This is a genomic window from Paracoccus denitrificans, from assembly GCF_900100045.1.
GTDB classification, from domain to species: domain Bacteria; phylum Pseudomonadota; class Alphaproteobacteria; order Rhodobacterales; family Rhodobacteraceae; genus Paracoccus; species Paracoccus denitrificans.
On record NZ_FNEA01000013.1, the window covers coordinates 1 to 16,250 of the forward strand.

The window sequence follows — 16,250 nt, forward strand, 5'->3', positions numbered from 1 at the left end:
GTGGACGAGGTCGCGTTCTTCATTCGCCAGATTGCGCAGACCAGTGAGTTGCCGCTGCTGGTCGATGGCGACACGATCTTTCCCGAGGCGCTGACCTCGGTCGAGAGGTTCCGCGAGGTTCGCGCCCGCCTGCCCGGCGTGAAGCTTCTGGCCAACATGACCGAGTTCGGCCGCACTCCGGCGCTGACGGCCGAGGAGTTCCAGGAACTGGGCTATGACATGGTGATCTGGCCGGTTTCGTCGCTGAGGGTCGCGAACAAGGCGCAGGAGCGGTTTTACGCGGCGCTGGCCCGCGACGGCGCGACGACGGCCATGCTGCCCGAGATGCAGACCCGCGCCCAGCTTTACGAGTTGATCGGCCTCAACGCCTTCGAGGCGCTGGACGCCTCGATCGCGCAAAGCGTCCTGCCCGCATAAGGCCAGGGATCGGGCGGGGGGGTCCCGCCCGACGACCGGCGGGGCGCAACCGCCCACCGCTCCGCCGGTTCATGCGCGAGGGTTTCGCGGCGGCAGGCCGGTTCCTGACGCCCTCAGCCCTGCAGGTGCACCGGACGGCTCGTGCGTGTTCCGGTGCTGCGGCAGGTCTGCAGGACATGGTCGGCGACACCCAGCGCCGCCAGTTCCGCGCCCATCCGCGCCAAGGCCGCCCCGTCGATCAGGGTGGGATCGACCGTCGTGCGCACCTGGTGGGCCGTGCCGCTGGCCAGCAGCAGCCGCAGGCTTTCCCTGGCCCTGTCGCCGCTGCCGGCTGCGCCCGTCACCCGCCGATAGCCGGAAAACGGCGCCTTCACGTCGAAGCCGACCCAGTCGCAAAGCGGCAGCACCGCCGCAAGCCGAGCGGGGTAGGGGCCGGCCGTGTGCAGGCCGGTCCTGAACCCCAGGGCCCGGACCGCCCGCAACGCCTCGGGCAGGCCGCGCTGAAGCGTCGGCTCCCCGCCCGAGAACACTACGCCGTCAAGCAGGCCGCGCCGTCCCGCCAGAAAGCCCAGGACCTCTTGCCAATCCAGCGTCCCCTCGGCCTCGGGCGGGATGAGATGCGGGTTGTGGCAATAGGGGCAGTCCCAGGGACAGCCCTGCAGGAAAAGGGTGGCGACCAGTTCGCCCGGCCAGTCGCAGCTGGACAGGCGCTGCAGGCCGCCGATGCGGATCTCAGCCAAGATCGGCCCGCCGCTCGCTGAAATACAGCCGCTCGCGGAATTCGCCCTTCTTGCCGCGGTTGAACGAGGATACCGGGCGGTGATAGCCCATCACCCGCGTCCAGATCTCGCAGGGCTGGCGTTCCTCATCCGCCAGCAGGATTTCTTCCGGTCCGGTTTTCCGGTCGTCGAACATGGTCTTTTCCTTCCTCAATGCGCGGCCGATTGCCGCTTTTTCGCGATAAGCTCTTCGTCGCAGCGCGGGCAGAACGCGTGTTCGCCCGCGATATGGCCATGCCTGGGGCAGACCGAGAATGTGGGCGTGACGGTGATATAGGGCAGGCCGAAATTCTCCAGCGCCCGGCGCACCAGTTTGCGGCAGGCCTCGGCCGAGGACAGCTGCGTGCCCATGTAGAGATGCAGCACGGTCCCGCCGGTGTATTTGCGCTGCAGCGCCTCTTGCCGTTCCAGCGCCTCGAACGGGTCGTCGGTAAAGCCGACAGGCAGCTGGCTCGAATTGGTGTAATAGGGCTCGTGTTCGGTGCCGGCCTGGAGGATGCCAGGAAAACGCCTGCGGTCCTCCTTGGCGAAGCGATAGGTGGTGCCCTCTGCCGGCGTCGCCTCCAGGTTATAGAGATGTCCGGTCTGTTCCTGGAAGGCGGTGATGCGCGCCCGCAGATGGTCGAGCAGCCGCAGCGCGAAGGCATGGCCCCATTCGGTGGTGATGTCATGCGTATCGTCGGTGAAGTTGCGGATCATCTCGTTGATGCCGTTGACGCCCAGGGTCGAGAAATGGTTGCGCAGCGTGCCCAGATAGCGCCGGCTATAGGGAAACAGCCCGTCGTCCATCAGCCGCTGGATCACCCGGCGCTTGATCTCCAGGCTGTCGCGGCCCAGGTCGAGCAATTCGTCCAGGCGCCGCAGCAGCCCGGCCTCGTCGCCCTTGTGCAGATGGCCCAGCCGCGCGCAATTGACGGTGACGACGCCCAGCGAGCCGGTTTGCTCGGCACTGCCGAACAGCCCGTTGCCGCGTTTCAGCAGCTCGGTCAGGTCCAGTTGCAGCCGGCAGCACATGGACCGCACCATGTTCGGCTTGAGGTCCGAGTTCAGGAAGTTCTGGAAATAGGGCAGGCCGTATTTCGCCGTCATCGCGAACAGCAGCTTGGCGTTCTCGCTGTCCCAGGGAAAATCCGGCGTGATGTTGTAGGTCGGGATCGGAAAGGTGAAGACCCGGCCCTTTTCGTCGCCGCGCGTCATTACCTCGATATAGGCGCGGTTGATCATGTCCATCTCGGCCTGCAAGGCGCCATAGGTGAAATTCATCGGCTGACCGCCGATGACCGGCACCTGGTCGCGCAGATCCTCGGGGCAGACCCAGTCGAAGGTCAGGTTGGTGAACGGGGTCTGCGTGCCCCAGCGCGAGGGGACGTTGAGGTTGAAGATCAGCTCCTGCATGGCCTGCCGCACCTCGGCATAGCCCAGCCCATCCTTGCGGATGAAAGGGGCCATATAGGTGTCGAAGGAACTGAAGGCCTGCGCGCCGGCCCATTCGTTCTGCAGCGTGCCCAGGAAGTTCACGATCTGGCCGATGGCGCTGGACAGGCGCTTCGGCGGACCGGCCTCGACCTTGCCGGGGACGCCGTTGAAGCCCTCGGTCAGCAAGCTGCGCAGCGACCAGCCGGCGCAATAGCCGGCCAGCATGTCGAGGTCGTGGATATGCAGGTCGCCCCGACGATGCGCCTCGCCCACGGCGGGCGGATAGACATGCGACAGCCAGTAATTGGCCACCACCTTGCCCGAGACGTTCAGGATCAGCCCGCCGAGCGAATAGTCCTGGTTGGCGTTGGCATTCACCCGCCAATCGGCGCGGTCCAGGTATTCGTTGACCGACGAGGCGACATCGACGGCGACATCCCTTGCCGGCGCGGTGGGCGGGGGCGTAAGCGGCGCCGGCATCAACGCGCCCTCCCTTGCCTGTGGCTTGCTGCCGCCCTTGCGGTGCTGCGGACGGCGGCGCCGACCTCGGCAGGTCTGGTGGTGAAGGATGGCTGCATCTGTTCCCCGTGCTGCTGGGGGCGGGGCAGGCCAGGACGCATGAAGCCCTGCGGCGACAAGGCCGCATTGCCAGGCGCACCGCCGGGACACCCCGCCCGTGGTTCATCGTCATCATCACGGCAGGTCTCCTGGCTCGCAGGTCGCTGCCCTTGCCGGCCTTCCCAATGCCGTGCGGCACCAGTGGCGTGATCCGGCGCAGGCTCGCTGCTTACAGTTGCGGGGGCAGCGCCGGCCTTGCCCCGAAAGGCGCACCGGCTTCCCTCTTCGCTTTCGGGTCGGATCGACCCGAAAGAACCGTGATGCCTACATATAGGGATGATGAGGCAATATCCGTCAAGATGTTGTATTGGCCTGCGACACTTTGTCCAAGAGAGGAAGTCAGCCCGCTCACAACAACAGGTGCAGAGGACCTGAAGCAGGCCGATACGGTTTTGTACATGCAATTTTTCCGCTTGCGGTAGAGCGTCGTATAATTCGGAACCGGCTAGTCCAGGCCCGATGGATCAGCAGGCTCTTGACGAATTCCGACGCTCGGTGGCGCAGAAGACCGTATAAGATCTTGATCAACAGGTAAAGTTGGATGACCACTGAGAATGGATCAGAATGGCCCGGCTTTCTGCTCGGCGCCGTAAATCAGCACATCACCGAGTCCAAACAGACAAGTAGCGCGCCGCGCTGCTTCAGTGGAAGCTGGCCATGGTATCTAGTCCCCTTCGAAATAGCGGATGCCCTTGACCACCAGATCGGCAAGGTTTGCCGCGCCGAGTTTGTCTTTCAGTACCAGGCTGACGTTCGAAACTGTCTTGTAGCTGATGCAGGCCCGGTCCGCGATGTCGCGATAGGACATGCCTTCGGTGATCATGCCCAGGATCTCCTCCTCACGGCCGGTCAGGCGCGGGGCGCTCGTTCCTGGGCGCGAGACGTTCAGCAAAGCGATCTGCATCGCCAGACGCGAGTCGACGTAATTGCCACCTCGAGCCACCTCGGTGAAGGCCGCGCATATTTCTGCGGGAGGACTGTCCTTGTTGATGATCCCGTTCGCACCGAACATCAGCGCGCGGCGGGCCAGGACGGGACTGCGGTGCATCGTGAAGACCAGGATCGGCAAGTCGGGATCGACGCGCCGCAAGCGCTCGATCAGCCGGATTCCGGCGATCTTGTTTCGGCCGATGCTCAGGTCCACCACCATCAGGTCGGGGCGGGCCTGCCTCCAGGCGCGCCAACCCTCGGATGCCGACGGCGCCGAGGCGATCTCGCAGGCGGTCTTGGTGCGGATGATCCGCCCCCAGCCTTCGGCGACGACGGGGTGGTCGTCCACGATCAGGATCTGCAGGGGGCGGGCGTCGTCTGATTGCAGTTTCAGCGCAGCTTGCATGGGCGTGGCATCCTCAGTTCGGTATGGGTCAGTCGGTTGTCCCGCCACGGCGGCAGATAGGTCGCCCCAAGCGCGCGGGCGCGGTCCTCGATGCCGATCTGGCCGAACCCGGGCGTGGGCCTGCCGGTGCCGGATTGCGGCCCCTTGCCGTTGTCCGTGACGCGCACGACGATCTGACCGGGCTCGTCGGGCATGGTGTCCAGGCTGACCCGAACCACGGTCGCGCGCCCGTGCCGCATGGCATTCAGCACGCTTTCCCGGGCGAAGCGATAGATCGACAGTTCCGCCAATTCGCCGGGGCTGGAGCCTTCGACCTCCGGGTCGACGTCCAGCACGACCCGCGTTTCGGAGGCGACATCGCGAAACCCGGTGACGAGTTCGGCCAGAAGCTCGGCCAGGCTGGCCTCGCCCAGCAGCATCGGGCGCAGGTCGTTGATGGCGGTGCGGGCGCTTCTCTGGACCTCCAAGGCATGGCCGGCGATGGCATCCAGCGTCTCGTCCAGGGCGGCGGGCCGTTCCGGCAGGTCGGCGGTCATCGCCTGCGCGTGGCTGACGGCCGCCCGCAAGGCGAAAAGCTGCGGCCCCATCTCGTCATGCAGGTCCAGCGCGATGCGCGAGCGCTCGGCTTCGGAGCTGCCGATCAGGCGGGCTTGCAGCAGGTCGTTCTCGGCCTGCTCGGCCTGCAGATGCGAGGCCAGCGCGTTGACCCCCGCGGCCAGGTCGGCGAATTCGGTCAGCCGGTCGTCGGGTGCCCGCACCGACAGGCGACCGTCCTGCATCTGCGCCATGGCGGCCTGCACCGACTGCAGGCGCCGCGTCAGCAGCGTCGTCATCAGAAAGGCCAGCCCCACCATGGCGAGCCCGGCCAGGAACAGCACCGGCAGGATGATGCTGAAATCGCCCCACACCTCGGCAATCTCGTCGGTCGGATCGGCGGCGACGCGCAGCATCCCCAAGACGTTCGGATAATGGGTGATGGGGACCAGGGCCTCGACCAGGGGCGGCGTCATCAAGGCCGAGAACCACTGCGGAGCGGACGCCTCGGACCGGAGCTGGCCATGCGCGCGATGTTGCAGCGGCTGGCCCTCGGGATCGAGGATGCGCGCCGAGACATGGCGCAGCCCGTCGATCTCTTCGGCAAGGCCGATCGCCTCGGTCATGGTGTCGCGGCCGCCATGGCTGGGCGGCAGGCGGCGCACGACGGCCTCATGCGCCAGCCGGAAGGCGGATTCGGTTTCCTCCTGCACCGCCTGACGCGCGTTGACGATCAGGATGGCCGAGACGATCAGGCACAGCGACAGGCTGACGGCGCAGGCCAGCCCCATCACGATCCGGCGCAGCGGCACGGTCCGCCGCACCCGCGTCGCGCGGCCAAAGGCCTGAAAGGCGAGGCCTTCGGTCGGCGCGCTCATTCCCGTTGCCCCATGGCCGCGGCGACAGCATCGGCATGGCCGGCGCCGCCGGCCCGCAGGACGCGATATTGCTGGGCAACGGGGCCCAGGCTTTCCTCGGGCGCATCCCGGGCCGGCACCAGATCGGCCATTATCCGCTCCAGCGGGGTGTCGGGATATTCCTGCCACAATTGCAGGACGCGGTTGGCGATCATCCGCGGGCTTTCCCGGTAATGCGCCGAGAGCGCGCCCAGCAGCGGCGCCAGCGTCTGGGCGGGCAGTCCGGATTCGGCCGACAGGAAGGTTTCCGGGCTGCGGCTGTCGTCGATCTCGAGCCAATGCGTGCTTTCCGCAGCCACGGATTCCCCGGGCGCGGCCGAGGGCAGGGTCTGGTCGTCTTCCTCGTAACAGGCACCCAGGGCAAGCAAAACCGCCATGCCTGCCGCAGAGCGTCCCAAGACGGTGCCACGGCAGAAACGCATCCTGCCTCCTCCTGTTTTCCGCGATTTTTCTGCGCTGCAGTGATTCGCCGCAGGCGCATCCTCCTGAGGTCAAGACTATGCCCACCTTTGGTATGGAACAACCGCCGCGTGCTGCGACGTTGGTCTGGCGCCCGCCGAAAGCGGGTGATGCATCCCCCGGATCGGACGGGGAAAAACCCCCGAGAAAGTCGGGAAGCCCACCCCGCAGACAAGGCGGATGGCGGGATGCCTAATCAGTGCTGCGGCGGTTCGGGAGTGGAGGCCCGAGCCCGCCAAGTGTGGTGACCGCCGGGTCGAAGCACCGGCCCCCGGTCCGCGCCAGAGACAGCGAGAGGGAGCGAGATCGCTATGAACAGGAACACCCCGAAGGCAAGGGGCGCGTCGAGCCTTGCGATGGCCGTGGCCATGGGCCTTGCCGTCCTGACGACCGCGCCGGCGACCGCCAATGACCAGTTGGTCGAACTGGCCAAGGACCCCGCGAACTGGGTCATGACCGGGCGCGACTACAACGCGCAGAACTATTCCGAGATGACCGACATCAACAAGGAGAACGTCAAGCAGCTGCGGCCCGCCTGGTCGTTCTCGACCGGGGTGCTGCATGGGCACGAAGGTACGCCGCTGGTCGTCGGCGACCGGATGTTCATTCACACGCCCTTCCCGAACACCACCTTCGCGCTGGACCTGAACGAGCCGGGCAAGATCCTGTGGCAGAACAAGCCCAAGCAGAACCCCACGGCCCGGACTGTGGCCTGCTGCGACGTGGTCAACCGCGGCCTGGCCTATTGGCCGGGCGACGATCAGGTCAAGCCGCTGATCTTCCGCACCCAGCTCGACGGCCATATCGTCGCCATGGATGCCGAGACCGGCGAGACGCGCTGGATCATGGAGAACTCGGACATCAAGGTCGGCTCGACCCTGACCATCGCGCCCTATGTCATCAAGGACCTGGTGCTGGTCGGCTCCTCGGGCGCCGAGCTGGGCGTGCGCGGCTATGTCACCGCCTATGACGTGAAATCGGGCGAGATGCGCTGGCGCGCCTTTGCCACCGGCCCAGACGAGGAATTGCTGCTGGCCGAGGACTTCAACGCCCCGAACCCGCATTACGGCCAGAAGAACCTGGGCCTGGAGACCTGGGAGGGCGACGCCTGGAAGATCGGCGGCGGCACCAACTGGGGCTGGTATGCCTATGACCCCGAGGTGGACCTGTTCTACTACGGCTCGGGCAACCCCGCGCCCTGGAACGAGACCATGCGTCCGGGCGACAACAAGTGGACCATGGCGATCTGGGGCCGCGAGGCCACCACCGGCGAGGCGAAATTCGCCTATCAGAAGACGCCGCATGACGAATGGGACTATGCCGGCGTCAACGTGATGATGCTGTCGGAACAGGAGGACAAGCAGGGCCAGATGCGCAAGCTTCTGACCCACCCGGACCGCAACGGCATCGTCTACACGCTGGACCGCACCAATGGCGACCTGATCTCGGCCGACAAGATGGACGACACGGTCAACTGGGTGAAGGAGGTGCAGCTGGATACCGGCCTGCCGGTGCGCGACCCGGAATTCGGCACGCGCATGGACCACAAGGCCCGCGACATCTGTCCCTCGGCGATGGGCTATCACAACCAGGGCCATGACAGCTACGACCCCGAGCGCAAGGTGTTCATGCTGGGCATCAACCACATCTGCATGGATTGGGAGCCCTTCATGCTGCCCTATCGCGCCGGCCAGTTCTTCGTCGGCGCCACGCTGACCATGTATCCGGGCCCCAAGGGCGACCGCCAGAACGCGCTGGGGCTGGGCCAGATCAAGGCCTACGACGCCATCTCGGGCGAGATGAAATGGGAAAAGATGGAGCGCTTCTCGGTCTGGGGCGGCACCATGGCCACCGCGGGCGGGCTGACCTTTTACGGCACGCTGGACGGCTTCATCAAGGCCCGCGACAGCGACACCGGCGACCTGCTGTGGAAGTTCAAGCTGCCCTCGGGCGTGATCGGCCATCCGATGACCTACAAGCATGACGGCCGGCAATATGTCGCGATCATGTATGGAGTCGGCGGCTGGCCGGGCGTGGGTCTGGTCTTCGACCTGGCCGACCCGACCGCCGGTCTGGGCTCGGTGGGCGCGTTCAAGCGGCTGCAGGAGTTCACCCAGATGGGCGGCGGCGTGATGGTCTTCTCGCTTGACGGCGAGAGCCCCTATTCCGACCCGAACGTGGGCGAATACGCGCCGGGTGAGCCCACCTGACGCGGCGGGCCGGCCCGCCCTTCCTTCCCGGCGGGCCGGCCTGCGTGACCCTATTCAGTCTGGAGAAACCGAAATGCTCATTGATTTCCGCCAGGTTTGCGGCGCGGGGGCGGCGGCCCTGGCCCTTGCCTCGCCCGCTCTGGCAGACACGACGAACCTGCGCGTCTGCGCCTCGACCAAGGACGCGCCCTTCTCGGACGCGCAGGGCGCCGGCTTTGAAAACAAGATCGCCCAAGTGCTGGCCGACGAGATGGGCGCCACGCTTGATCTGGTGATGCTGGAAAAAGACGCGATCTATCTGGTCCGCGACGGCATCGAAAAGGATCTGTGCGACGTTCTGGTCGGCGTGGATGCGGGCGACGAGCGGCTGCTGACCACCCGGCCCTATTACCGCTCGGGCTATGCCTTCGTCACGCGGCAGGACCGCAACTTCGAGGGCGACAAGTGGCAGGACGTGGATCAGGAGGGGTTCGACACCTTCTCGTATCGCCTGCATTCCCCGGCCGAGACGATCCTGAAATATACCGGCCGCTACGAATACAACCTGATCTACCAGGCCTCGCTGACCAATTTCGAGGACCGGCGAAACAAATACACCCAGGTCGAGGCCAGCCGCGTCATCACGGAGGTCGCGGATGGCGGGGCCGATCTGGCCATCGTCTTCGCCCCCGAGGCGGCGCGCTATGTCCGCGACTCGCGCGAGCCCTTGCGTATGACCCTGATTACCAATGAAATCGAACGCTCGGACGGCGTCATCATCCCGCTGCAATATTCGCAGTCCGTGGGCGTGTCCAAGACCCATCCCGAGCTTCTGGGGCCGATCGAACAGGCCCTGCAATCCGGCAAAGCCAGGATTGATGCCATCCTGACCGAGGAAGGCATCCCCCTGCTGCCGTCAAGCTGAAGGAAATGGAATGACGAAGCCCAGGATCCTTGCCGCATTCGCAATGACCCTCATCATCCCGGTCGCGGCAATGGCGGCCCCGCAGTTCTTCAACATCATCGACGGCTCACCGCTGAACTTCGACGACGCCATGGAGGAAGGCCGCGACACCGAGGCCGTGAAGCACTTCCTGGAAACCGGCGAGAACGTCTACAACGAGGATCCCGAGATCCTGCCCGAGGCCGAAGAGCTTTATGCCGGCATGTGCTCGGGCTGCCATGGGCATTATGCCGAAGGCAAGATCGGTCCCGGCCTGAACGACGCCTACTGGACCTATCCCGGCAACGAAACCGACGTCGGGCTGTTCTCGACGCTTTACGGCGGCGCGACGGGGCAGATGGGGCCGATGTGGGGCAGCCTGACGCTGGACGAGATGCTCAGGACCATGGCCTGGGTGCGCCACCTCTATACCGGCGATCCCAAGGACGCCAGCTGGCTGACGGACGAGCAGAAGGCCGGCTTTACCCCGTTCCAACCCAAATCGTCCGGCGAAGACCAGTCGTGAACCCGAACCGCCGGGCGGCGGCCCGCCCGGCCTGACCCAGAAGGAGGAGACAGAATGAAACGCATCCTGACCCTGACCGTTGCCGCCCTGGCGCTCGGCACTCCGGCGCTGGCCTATGACGGCACCAACTGCAAGGCCCCCGGCAATTGCTGGGAGCCGAAGCCCGACTACCCGGCAAAGGTCGAGGGCTCGAAATACGACCCGCAGCACGACCCGGCCGAACTGTCCAAGCAGGGCGAGTCGCTGGCCGTCATGGATGCCCGCAATGAATGGCGGGTCTGGAACATGAAAAAGACCGGCAAGTTCGAATATGACGTCAAGAAGATCGACGGCTACGACGAGACCAAGGCTCCGCCCGCCGAATAAGCGGGCCGGGGGCGCTGCGCGTGCTTCCAGACCACGCGCAGCGTGATATTCGGGACGGATCATGGATAGCAATATTTCGGACTGGCACGCCCGGTTCCGCGACGCCGAAGCGGCGCTGAACGGCGTCGTTCTGGGGCAGGCGCGGACCATCCGCCTGCTGCTCATTTCCGCGCTGTGCCGGGGCCATGTGCTGCTGGCGGGCGATGTCGGCACCGGCAAGACCACGCTTCTGCGCGCCATGGCCCGCGCGCTTGGCGGCCCCTATGGCCGGGTCGAGGGCACGGTGGACCTGCTGCCGACCGACCTGATCTATTCCACCCATATCGCCGAGGATGGCCGCCCCCGGATCGAGCCCGGTCCGGTGCTGGAGCAGGGGGAGGACATGGCGGTCTTCTTCTTCAACGAGATCAACCGTGCCCGCCCGCAGGTCCATGCGCTTCTATTGCGGCTGATGGCCGAGCGCAGCCTGTCGGCATTCCGTCGAGAATACCGGTTCCCGCATTTGCAGGTCTTCGCCGACCGCAACCAGATCGAGCGCGACGAGACCTTCGAATTGCCCGCCGCCGCCCGCGACCGTTTCCTGATGGAGATCGCCGTCGATGCGCCCGCCGCGCCCGAGGACCGCGTGGCCCTGGCCTTCGAGCCGCGCTTTCACGACACGACCGCGCTGATCGCCGAGGTGGGGCAGGGCATCCTGCCCTATCGTGGGCTGAACGGTCTGGCGGCGGGGGTCCAGTCCGGCACCCATGCCAGCCCGGCGCTGCGGCGCTATGTGTTCGACCTGTGCGAGGCGCTGCGCAATCCCGCTTCGGCCGGGCTGGCGCTGGAGGGCGCCGATGCCGCCCGCCTCATCCGCGGCGGCGTCAGTCCGCGCGGGATGCAGCATCTCGTCCGCGCCGCCCGCGCCTGCGCCTGGCTGGAAGGGCGCGAGGCCGTGCTGCCGCAGGACGTGCGCGCCGTGCTGGCCCCGGTGATGGCGCATCGCATCTTCCTGTCGCCCGCCTACGAGCCGCGGCGCGAGGCGCTGGTCCCGGCGCTGATCGACGCGGCCTTCGCGACGATCCCGGTTCCTGCCGCATGAACGCCCAACTGCACCTGTTCGACGCCCTCGCATGGCGACTGACGCAGGGGCTGCCGGGGTTGCGCATGGGCGCCCATGCCGGCCGGATACGCGGCGCGGGCGAGAGTTTCGCCGACATCGCGCCGCTGCTGGCGCATCCCGACCCCCGGCGGCTGGACCTGCGCCGCTCGATCACCGACCCTCTGGGCGTGCTGCATGTGCGGCGCTTCCAGACCCGCACCGACCTGCGGCTGCATGTGGCGCTCGATGCCTCGGCCTCGCTGGGCGCGGTGGCTCATGCCGACCGCGCGGGCCTGGCGCGGCTGCTGGCCGCAGGCTTTGCGCAGGCCGCGCGGCGGGCGCGCGACCCGTTCTCGCTGACCGTCTGCGCCGGCGACCGGGTGCTTCACGACCAGCCCCCGACGCGGCGCAGCCTTGCCGCCGACCTGCTGGACCTGCCGCTGGCGCCTGCGGGCCGGGGCACGGCGGCGCTGGAGGCCATGGCGCATGACCTGCCGCAAGAGCGGATCCTCGTGGTACTGATCTCGGATTTCGAACTGTCGCCGGACGAATTGGCCGCACTGCTGGCCGCGCTGCGGCCGCGTCCCGTGCTGTCCGTCTGGCTGCGCGACAGCGGCTTCGACGCGCCGTCGCCGCGCCTTGGCCTGGCCGAGCTCTGCGACCCGGAAACCGGACGCCGCCGCACCGTGCTGACCACGCCCCGCTGGGCGGCGCGCCAAGCCCAATTGCTGCGGGACCGGCAGGCCGCCCTGCGCCGCATCCTGGCCGAGCACGGCCTTTCGCCCATCGAGATCACCGACAGCATCGACGTGGCAGAGCTGGCCGCCTCGCTTTCCGAGGCGCCGCTATGAAATGGCTGGCGCTGGTCCTGCTGCCGTTTCCGGCGCTTGCGCAACAGGTCGAGAACCCGCGGCCCTATGGCTGGTGGCTGGGCGACGAGCTGGTGCAGCGCATCCGGATCAAAGGACAGGTGGACCCGTCCTCGCTGCCCCGGCCGCGCGCGGTCGACTATTGGCTGGACCTGCGCGATGTCGCGCGGCGCGACCTACCCGGCGGCACCGAACTGACGCTGCGCTGGCAGAACTTCTATTCGGCGCTCGAGCCGCGCGAACGGCAGGTGCCGGCATCGGCGATCCGGCTGGTTGATGGCACGGCGCTGGAATTGCCGGGCTTTCGCTATGTCACCTCGCCGATCCGGCCTATCCTGGCGCCCTCGACGTCGGACCAGTTGCAGCCGGACCCGCCGTTCCACCTGATCGACCCGATGCCGGCAGGATTGCGGCTGCTGGTCTCGGCCGTCGCGCTGGTCGCGGGGGCGCTGGCGCTTGCCTGGCAGCAAGGCTGGTTCCCGTTCCACCGCCGCCCGGCGCGGCCCTTCACCCGCACCGCGCGCGCCGTCGCCCGCCTGCCCGAGCCGCAGGCCCGCCGCGCCCTGCACCGCGCCTTCGACCAAAGCTTCGGCCGGGTGCTGATCGGCGCCGAACTCGATCGCTTCCTGGCCAATGCGCCGCAATTCGCGCCGCTGGCCGAGCGGCTGCGCGGCTTTTTCGCAGCCTCCGACGCGGCCTTCTTCGGCCTGGGGTCAGGCCCCGCGCAGGACATCCCGCAACTCGCCCGCGACCTCGCGGCCATCGAGCGGGGGCGGCGATGATCGGTTTCGCCTGGCCGCCCGCGCTCTTCGCCCTGCCGCTGCTGCTGCTGCCGCTGGTCATCCGCTGGCTGCGGGCATCCGCCGTGCCGCGGCTGGACCTGCGGGCGGTCGAAGGACGCGCGGTCGGCCCGCTGTTGGTGGCGCTGGCGATGCTGGCGCCGGCGGCACTGATCCTCGGCCTTGCCCAGCCCTATCTGCGCGGCGGCAGCACCGCCTATCGCGGCATCGGCACGAACCTGGTGCTGCTGATCGACCGCTCCTCCAGCATGGACGACACCTTCGCCGGGCGCTCGCCGCAAGGGGGCGACGAAAGCAAGGCCGCCGCCGCGCGGCGTATCCTGCTGGACTTCATCGCCCGCCGTCCCGACGACCGCATCGGCATCGCCGCCTTTTCCACCGCGCCGATGCTGGTGCTGCCGATGACCGAAAGCCGGACCGCCATTGCCGCCGCCGTCGCCGCCCTGGCCGAGCCGGGCCTGTCCCAGACCGATGTGGGCCGCGGCCTGACCCTGGCGATGGGGATGGCGCATGAGGCATCGGCCAGCGACTCGCGCGCCGTGGTGCTGGTCAGCGACGGGGCGGCGGTCATCGCGCCCGAGGTCCAGACCGCGCTGCGCAACCTGGCGGCGCGCCGGCAGGTCAACATCTATTGGCTCTACCTGCGCACCAAGGGCGCGAAGGGCATCTTCGAGGTGCCCGAGCCCGGCCAGGCCGACACCCCGCACCTGCGCCCCGAGCGGCACCTGCATATCTTCCTGCAAAGCCTGGGCCTGCCCTATCACGCCTTCGAGGCCGACAGCCCCGGCGCGGTCGAGGACGCCGTGACCGAGATCGGGCGCATGGAATCCCGCCCCATCCTGACCCGCCGCCCGGTGCCACGCCGCGACCTGGCCTGGGCCTGCCATCTGCTGGCCTCGCTGTGCTGCGCGGCGCTGGCGGCCGCCCGCTGGCTCGAGCGGCGCTATGCCCCTCGCCGCCCCGCGCCCCTGCTGGTCCCGGCATGAGACGGCTGGTCTTTCCCGCGCTGCTGGCCTGGGTCGCGCTCGCGGCCGGCGCGGTGCTGTGGTCGGGCTGGCAGCTTTGGGGCGTGGCCACCGACAATCGCGCCATCCGCAGCCTGGCGGGCGGCAGCGACGTCGCGCTGCGCGAGGCGGCCGATCCGCGCGCCGCCCATGCCCGCGCGCTTTTCCTGGCGCTGCGCGACCGGCCGCAAGAGGCCGAGGCGCTGCTGCCCGCGCTGGCCGCCGCACCGCCCGGCCTGCGCTCGGAATACCACTATGCCATCGGCAATGCCCGGATGCGCATGGGGTTCGAGCGCATCGAGCGCAATCGCATCGACGAGGCCACCGCGCTGGTCAACCTGGCCAAGGCATCCTATCGCGAGACGCTGCGCGCCCGGCCCGGCAACTTCGACGCCAAGGTGAATCTGGACCTGGCCATGCGCCTGGTCCGCGACATGCCGCGCGAGGGGCAGGACGGCGACGAGGACCCCGAGACCCGGCCGCGCCGGTTGTGGACCGACCTGCCGGGCCTGCCGCGGGGGGCGCCGTGACCGCGGCCCGCGCCATCCTGCCCGCGCTGGCCGCTGGGCTGGCTCTCGTCGCCGCGGCAGGGCCGGGCATCGAGGGCCGGCGCGAGTTGCGCGACGTGCTGATCGTGGTGGACATCACCCGCTCGATGAACGTGCGCGACATGGACGGCGCGTCGCGGCTGGATGCGGCGCGGGACGTGCTGACGCGCTGGATCGCCAGCCAGCCTTGCGGTGCCCGCGTCGGTCTCGGCTTCTTTACCGAGCGCCGCAGCCTGACGCTGATCGAGCCGGTCGAGATCTGCACCGACTATGCCACGCTGGCCGGCACCCTGGCCGGCCTGGACTGGCGCATGGCCTGGGAAGGCGACAGCATGATCTCGAAAGGGTTGAATCATGCGTTGAACCGGGCGCGCGGGCTGGATGCGGCACTGATCTTCGTCACCGATGGACAAGAAGCCCCGCCCCTGCCGTATTCCGGGCCGGACGGCTGGCGCGAGGACAGCCCCGGCGGCGTTGTCCTGGGGGCCGGCGGCGACCAGCCGGCGCCGATCCCGAAATTCGACGACCTGGGCCGCGAGACCGGCTTCTACGGACCCACCGACGTGCAGCACGCCCCCGCTCGCATAGGCGCCCCGCCCACGGATGCGGCGGACCGGCCCGGCTTTCACCCGCGCAACAACCCCTATGGCGAAGCCGACCTCGAAGGGTCCGAGCACCTGTCGGCGATGCGCGCGGAATACCTGACCCGGCTTGCCGGCGAACGCGGCATGGGTTTCGCGCGGCTCTCGGCCGGGCCCGCAGCTTTGCAGGCGACACTGGCCGCCCACGCCCCCGCGCGTCGGGTCGCGACACATCGCAGCCTGTCGCCGGTTTTCGGCGCGCTGGCCCTGGCCGTACTGCTGGCCGCGCTGCTGGCCACCCCGCTTCATGCAAGGAAGGAGACCCCATGATGAACCGCAGAACCCTGCTAGCCTCGGCGCTGACGGCGCTGGTCGCGACCCCGCTGCTCGCCCATGGCCCGACGCCGCAGCAACTGTCGCGCAGCGTCAAGGTGGCCGCCCCGCCCGAGAAAGTCTGGGCCCTGCTTGCCGATCCGGCCTCGATCGCGGCCTGGCATCCGGCCATCGCCGAGGCCAGCATGGAGGGCGATGGCGCCGGCGCGAAGCGCAGCATCGCATTCAAGTCGGGCGGCATCCTGGTCGACGGCATCGACGACATCGGCGCCGAGACGATGACGATCCGCTGGCGGCTGTCCCGGGAAGACATCGAGGTGTTTCCGGTCAGCTTCTATACCAACAGCGTCACGGTGACACCCGACGGCGACGGTGCAAGCGTCGCATGGCAGGCCAGCTTCTTCCGCGCCGACACGACCAACGAGCCCGAGGAGCGGTTCAGCGACGAGGCCGCCGTCGCGGCCATGGAGAAATATGTCGATGACGCCCTGGCCGGGATCAAGGCCACGGCCGAAACCGGCAGCTGAGCGCGAT

General features: G+C 68.0%; 18 protein-coding genes and 1 riboswitch. Of the genes, 12 read left to right on the forward strand and 6 right to left on the reverse strand.

Annotated elements, in window-relative coordinates:
* A partial coding sequence (locus BLT64_RS27365; protein WP_496559546.1) for a beta/alpha barrel domain-containing protein occupies positions 1-417 on the forward strand: 417 nt, incomplete at its 5' end.
* A gap of 113 nt (positions 418-530) precedes the next feature.
* On the opposite strand, the gene BLT64_RS12745 is transcribed toward BLT64_RS27365, so the two are convergent.
* The 6 genes from BLT64_RS12745 to BLT64_RS12770 all read right to left on the reverse strand — a co-directional run bounded on the left by BLT64_RS12745 (position 531) and on the right by BLT64_RS12770 (position 6,439).
* Positions 531-1,157: an anaerobic ribonucleoside-triphosphate reductase activating protein gene (locus tag BLT64_RS12745; protein WP_011749259.1), complete on the reverse strand. Its 627-nt coding sequence runs from the start codon at positions 1,155-1,157 to the stop codon at positions 531-533.
* A complete protein-coding gene (gene nrdD, locus BLT64_RS12750) occupies positions 1,150-1,332 on the reverse strand; it encodes an anaerobic ribonucleoside-triphosphate reductase (RefSeq protein WP_011749260.1) in 183 nt (60 codons plus the stop codon). The genes BLT64_RS12745 and nrdD overlap by 8 nt, the downstream gene beginning before the upstream one ends.
* Before the next feature lie 14 nt (positions 1,333-1,346).
* Positions 1,347-3,092: a ribonucleoside triphosphate reductase gene (locus tag BLT64_RS12755; RefSeq protein WP_011749261.1), complete on the reverse strand. Its 1,746-nt coding sequence runs from the start codon at positions 3,090-3,092 to the stop codon at positions 1,347-1,349.
* A gap of 200 nt (positions 3,093-3,292) precedes the next feature.
* Positions 3,293-3,505, reverse strand: a riboswitch (cobalamin riboswitch).
* Between the two features lie 389 nt (positions 3,506-3,894).
* Positions 3,895-4,566: a response regulator transcription factor gene (locus BLT64_RS12760; RefSeq protein ID WP_011749262.1), complete on the reverse strand. Its 672-nt coding sequence runs from the start codon at positions 4,564-4,566 to the stop codon at positions 3,895-3,897.
* Positions 4,551-5,978, reverse strand: coding sequence for a LapD/MoxY N-terminal periplasmic domain-containing protein (locus tag BLT64_RS12765; RefSeq protein ID WP_011749263.1), 1,428 nt, complete (start codon positions 5,976-5,978; stop codon positions 4,551-4,553). The genes BLT64_RS12760 and BLT64_RS12765 overlap by 16 nt, the downstream gene beginning before the upstream one ends.
* Positions 5,975-6,439: a protein MoxZ gene (locus BLT64_RS12770; protein ID WP_011749264.1), complete on the reverse strand. Its 465-nt coding sequence runs from the start codon at positions 6,437-6,439 to the stop codon at positions 5,975-5,977. The genes BLT64_RS12765 and BLT64_RS12770 overlap by 4 nt, the downstream gene beginning before the upstream one ends.
* 348 nt (positions 6,440-6,787) lie before the next feature.
* Between BLT64_RS12770 and BLT64_RS12775 the strand changes: the two genes are divergently transcribed.
* The 11 genes from BLT64_RS12775 to BLT64_RS12825 all read left to right on the forward strand — a co-directional run bounded on the left by BLT64_RS12775 (position 6,788) and on the right by BLT64_RS12825 (position 16,243).
* Positions 6,788-8,686 (forward strand): methanol/ethanol family PQQ-dependent dehydrogenase, encoded by a 1,899-nt coding sequence (locus BLT64_RS12775; RefSeq protein WP_011749265.1) that lies wholly within the window; start codon positions 6,788-6,790, stop codon positions 8,684-8,686.
* A 73-nt stretch (positions 8,687-8,759) separates the two neighbouring features.
* Complete coding sequence (gene moxJ, locus BLT64_RS12780; RefSeq protein ID WP_011749266.1) at positions 8,760-9,590, forward strand: methanol oxidation system protein MoxJ; 831 nt, start codon at positions 8,760-8,762, stop codon at positions 9,588-9,590.
* 10 nt (positions 9,591-9,600) lie between these two features.
* A complete protein-coding gene (gene moxG / locus BLT64_RS12785; protein ID WP_010399085.1) occupies positions 9,601-10,134 on the forward strand; it encodes a cytochrome c(L), periplasmic in 534 nt (177 codons plus the stop codon).
* 54 nt (positions 10,135-10,188) lie between these two features.
* On the forward strand, positions 10,189-10,500 hold the full coding sequence (locus BLT64_RS12790; RefSeq protein ID WP_010399081.1) for a methanol dehydrogenase [cytochrome c] subunit: 312 nt from the start codon (positions 10,189-10,191) through the stop codon (positions 10,498-10,500).
* Between the two features lie 61 nt (positions 10,501-10,561).
* Positions 10,562-11,581 (forward strand): AAA family ATPase, encoded by a 1,020-nt coding sequence (locus BLT64_RS12795; RefSeq protein ID WP_011749267.1) that lies wholly within the window; start codon positions 10,562-10,564, stop codon positions 11,579-11,581.
* Positions 11,578-12,432 (forward strand): DUF58 domain-containing protein, encoded by an 855-nt coding sequence (locus BLT64_RS12800; protein ID WP_011749268.1) that lies wholly within the window; start codon positions 11,578-11,580, stop codon positions 12,430-12,432. The genes BLT64_RS12795 and BLT64_RS12800 overlap by 4 nt, the downstream gene beginning before the upstream one ends.
* Positions 12,429-13,232: a hypothetical protein gene (locus BLT64_RS12805; protein WP_011749269.1), complete on the forward strand. Its 804-nt coding sequence runs from the start codon at positions 12,429-12,431 to the stop codon at positions 13,230-13,232. Before BLT64_RS12800 ends, BLT64_RS12805 begins: the two co-directional genes overlap by 4 nt.
* On the forward strand, positions 13,229-14,236 hold the full coding sequence (locus tag BLT64_RS12810; protein WP_011749270.1) for a vWA domain-containing protein: 1,008 nt from the start codon (positions 13,229-13,231) through the stop codon (positions 14,234-14,236). The genes BLT64_RS12805 and BLT64_RS12810 overlap by 4 nt, the downstream gene beginning before the upstream one ends.
* Positions 14,233-14,784, forward strand: a complete 552-nt coding sequence (locus BLT64_RS26375) for a hypothetical protein (RefSeq protein WP_011749271.1) — start codon at positions 14,233-14,235, stop codon at positions 14,782-14,784. Before BLT64_RS12810 ends, BLT64_RS26375 begins: the two co-directional genes overlap by 4 nt.
* A complete protein-coding gene (locus BLT64_RS26380; protein WP_114669512.1) occupies positions 14,781-15,713 on the forward strand; it encodes a vWA domain-containing protein in 933 nt (310 codons plus the stop codon). Before BLT64_RS26375 ends, BLT64_RS26380 begins: the two co-directional genes overlap by 4 nt.
* Positions 15,710-16,243, forward strand: a complete 534-nt coding sequence (locus BLT64_RS12825) for an SRPBCC family protein (RefSeq protein WP_011749273.1) — start codon at positions 15,710-15,712, stop codon at positions 16,241-16,243. Before BLT64_RS26380 ends, BLT64_RS12825 begins: the two co-directional genes overlap by 4 nt.
* Positions 16,244-16,250: the final 7 nt, after the last annotated feature.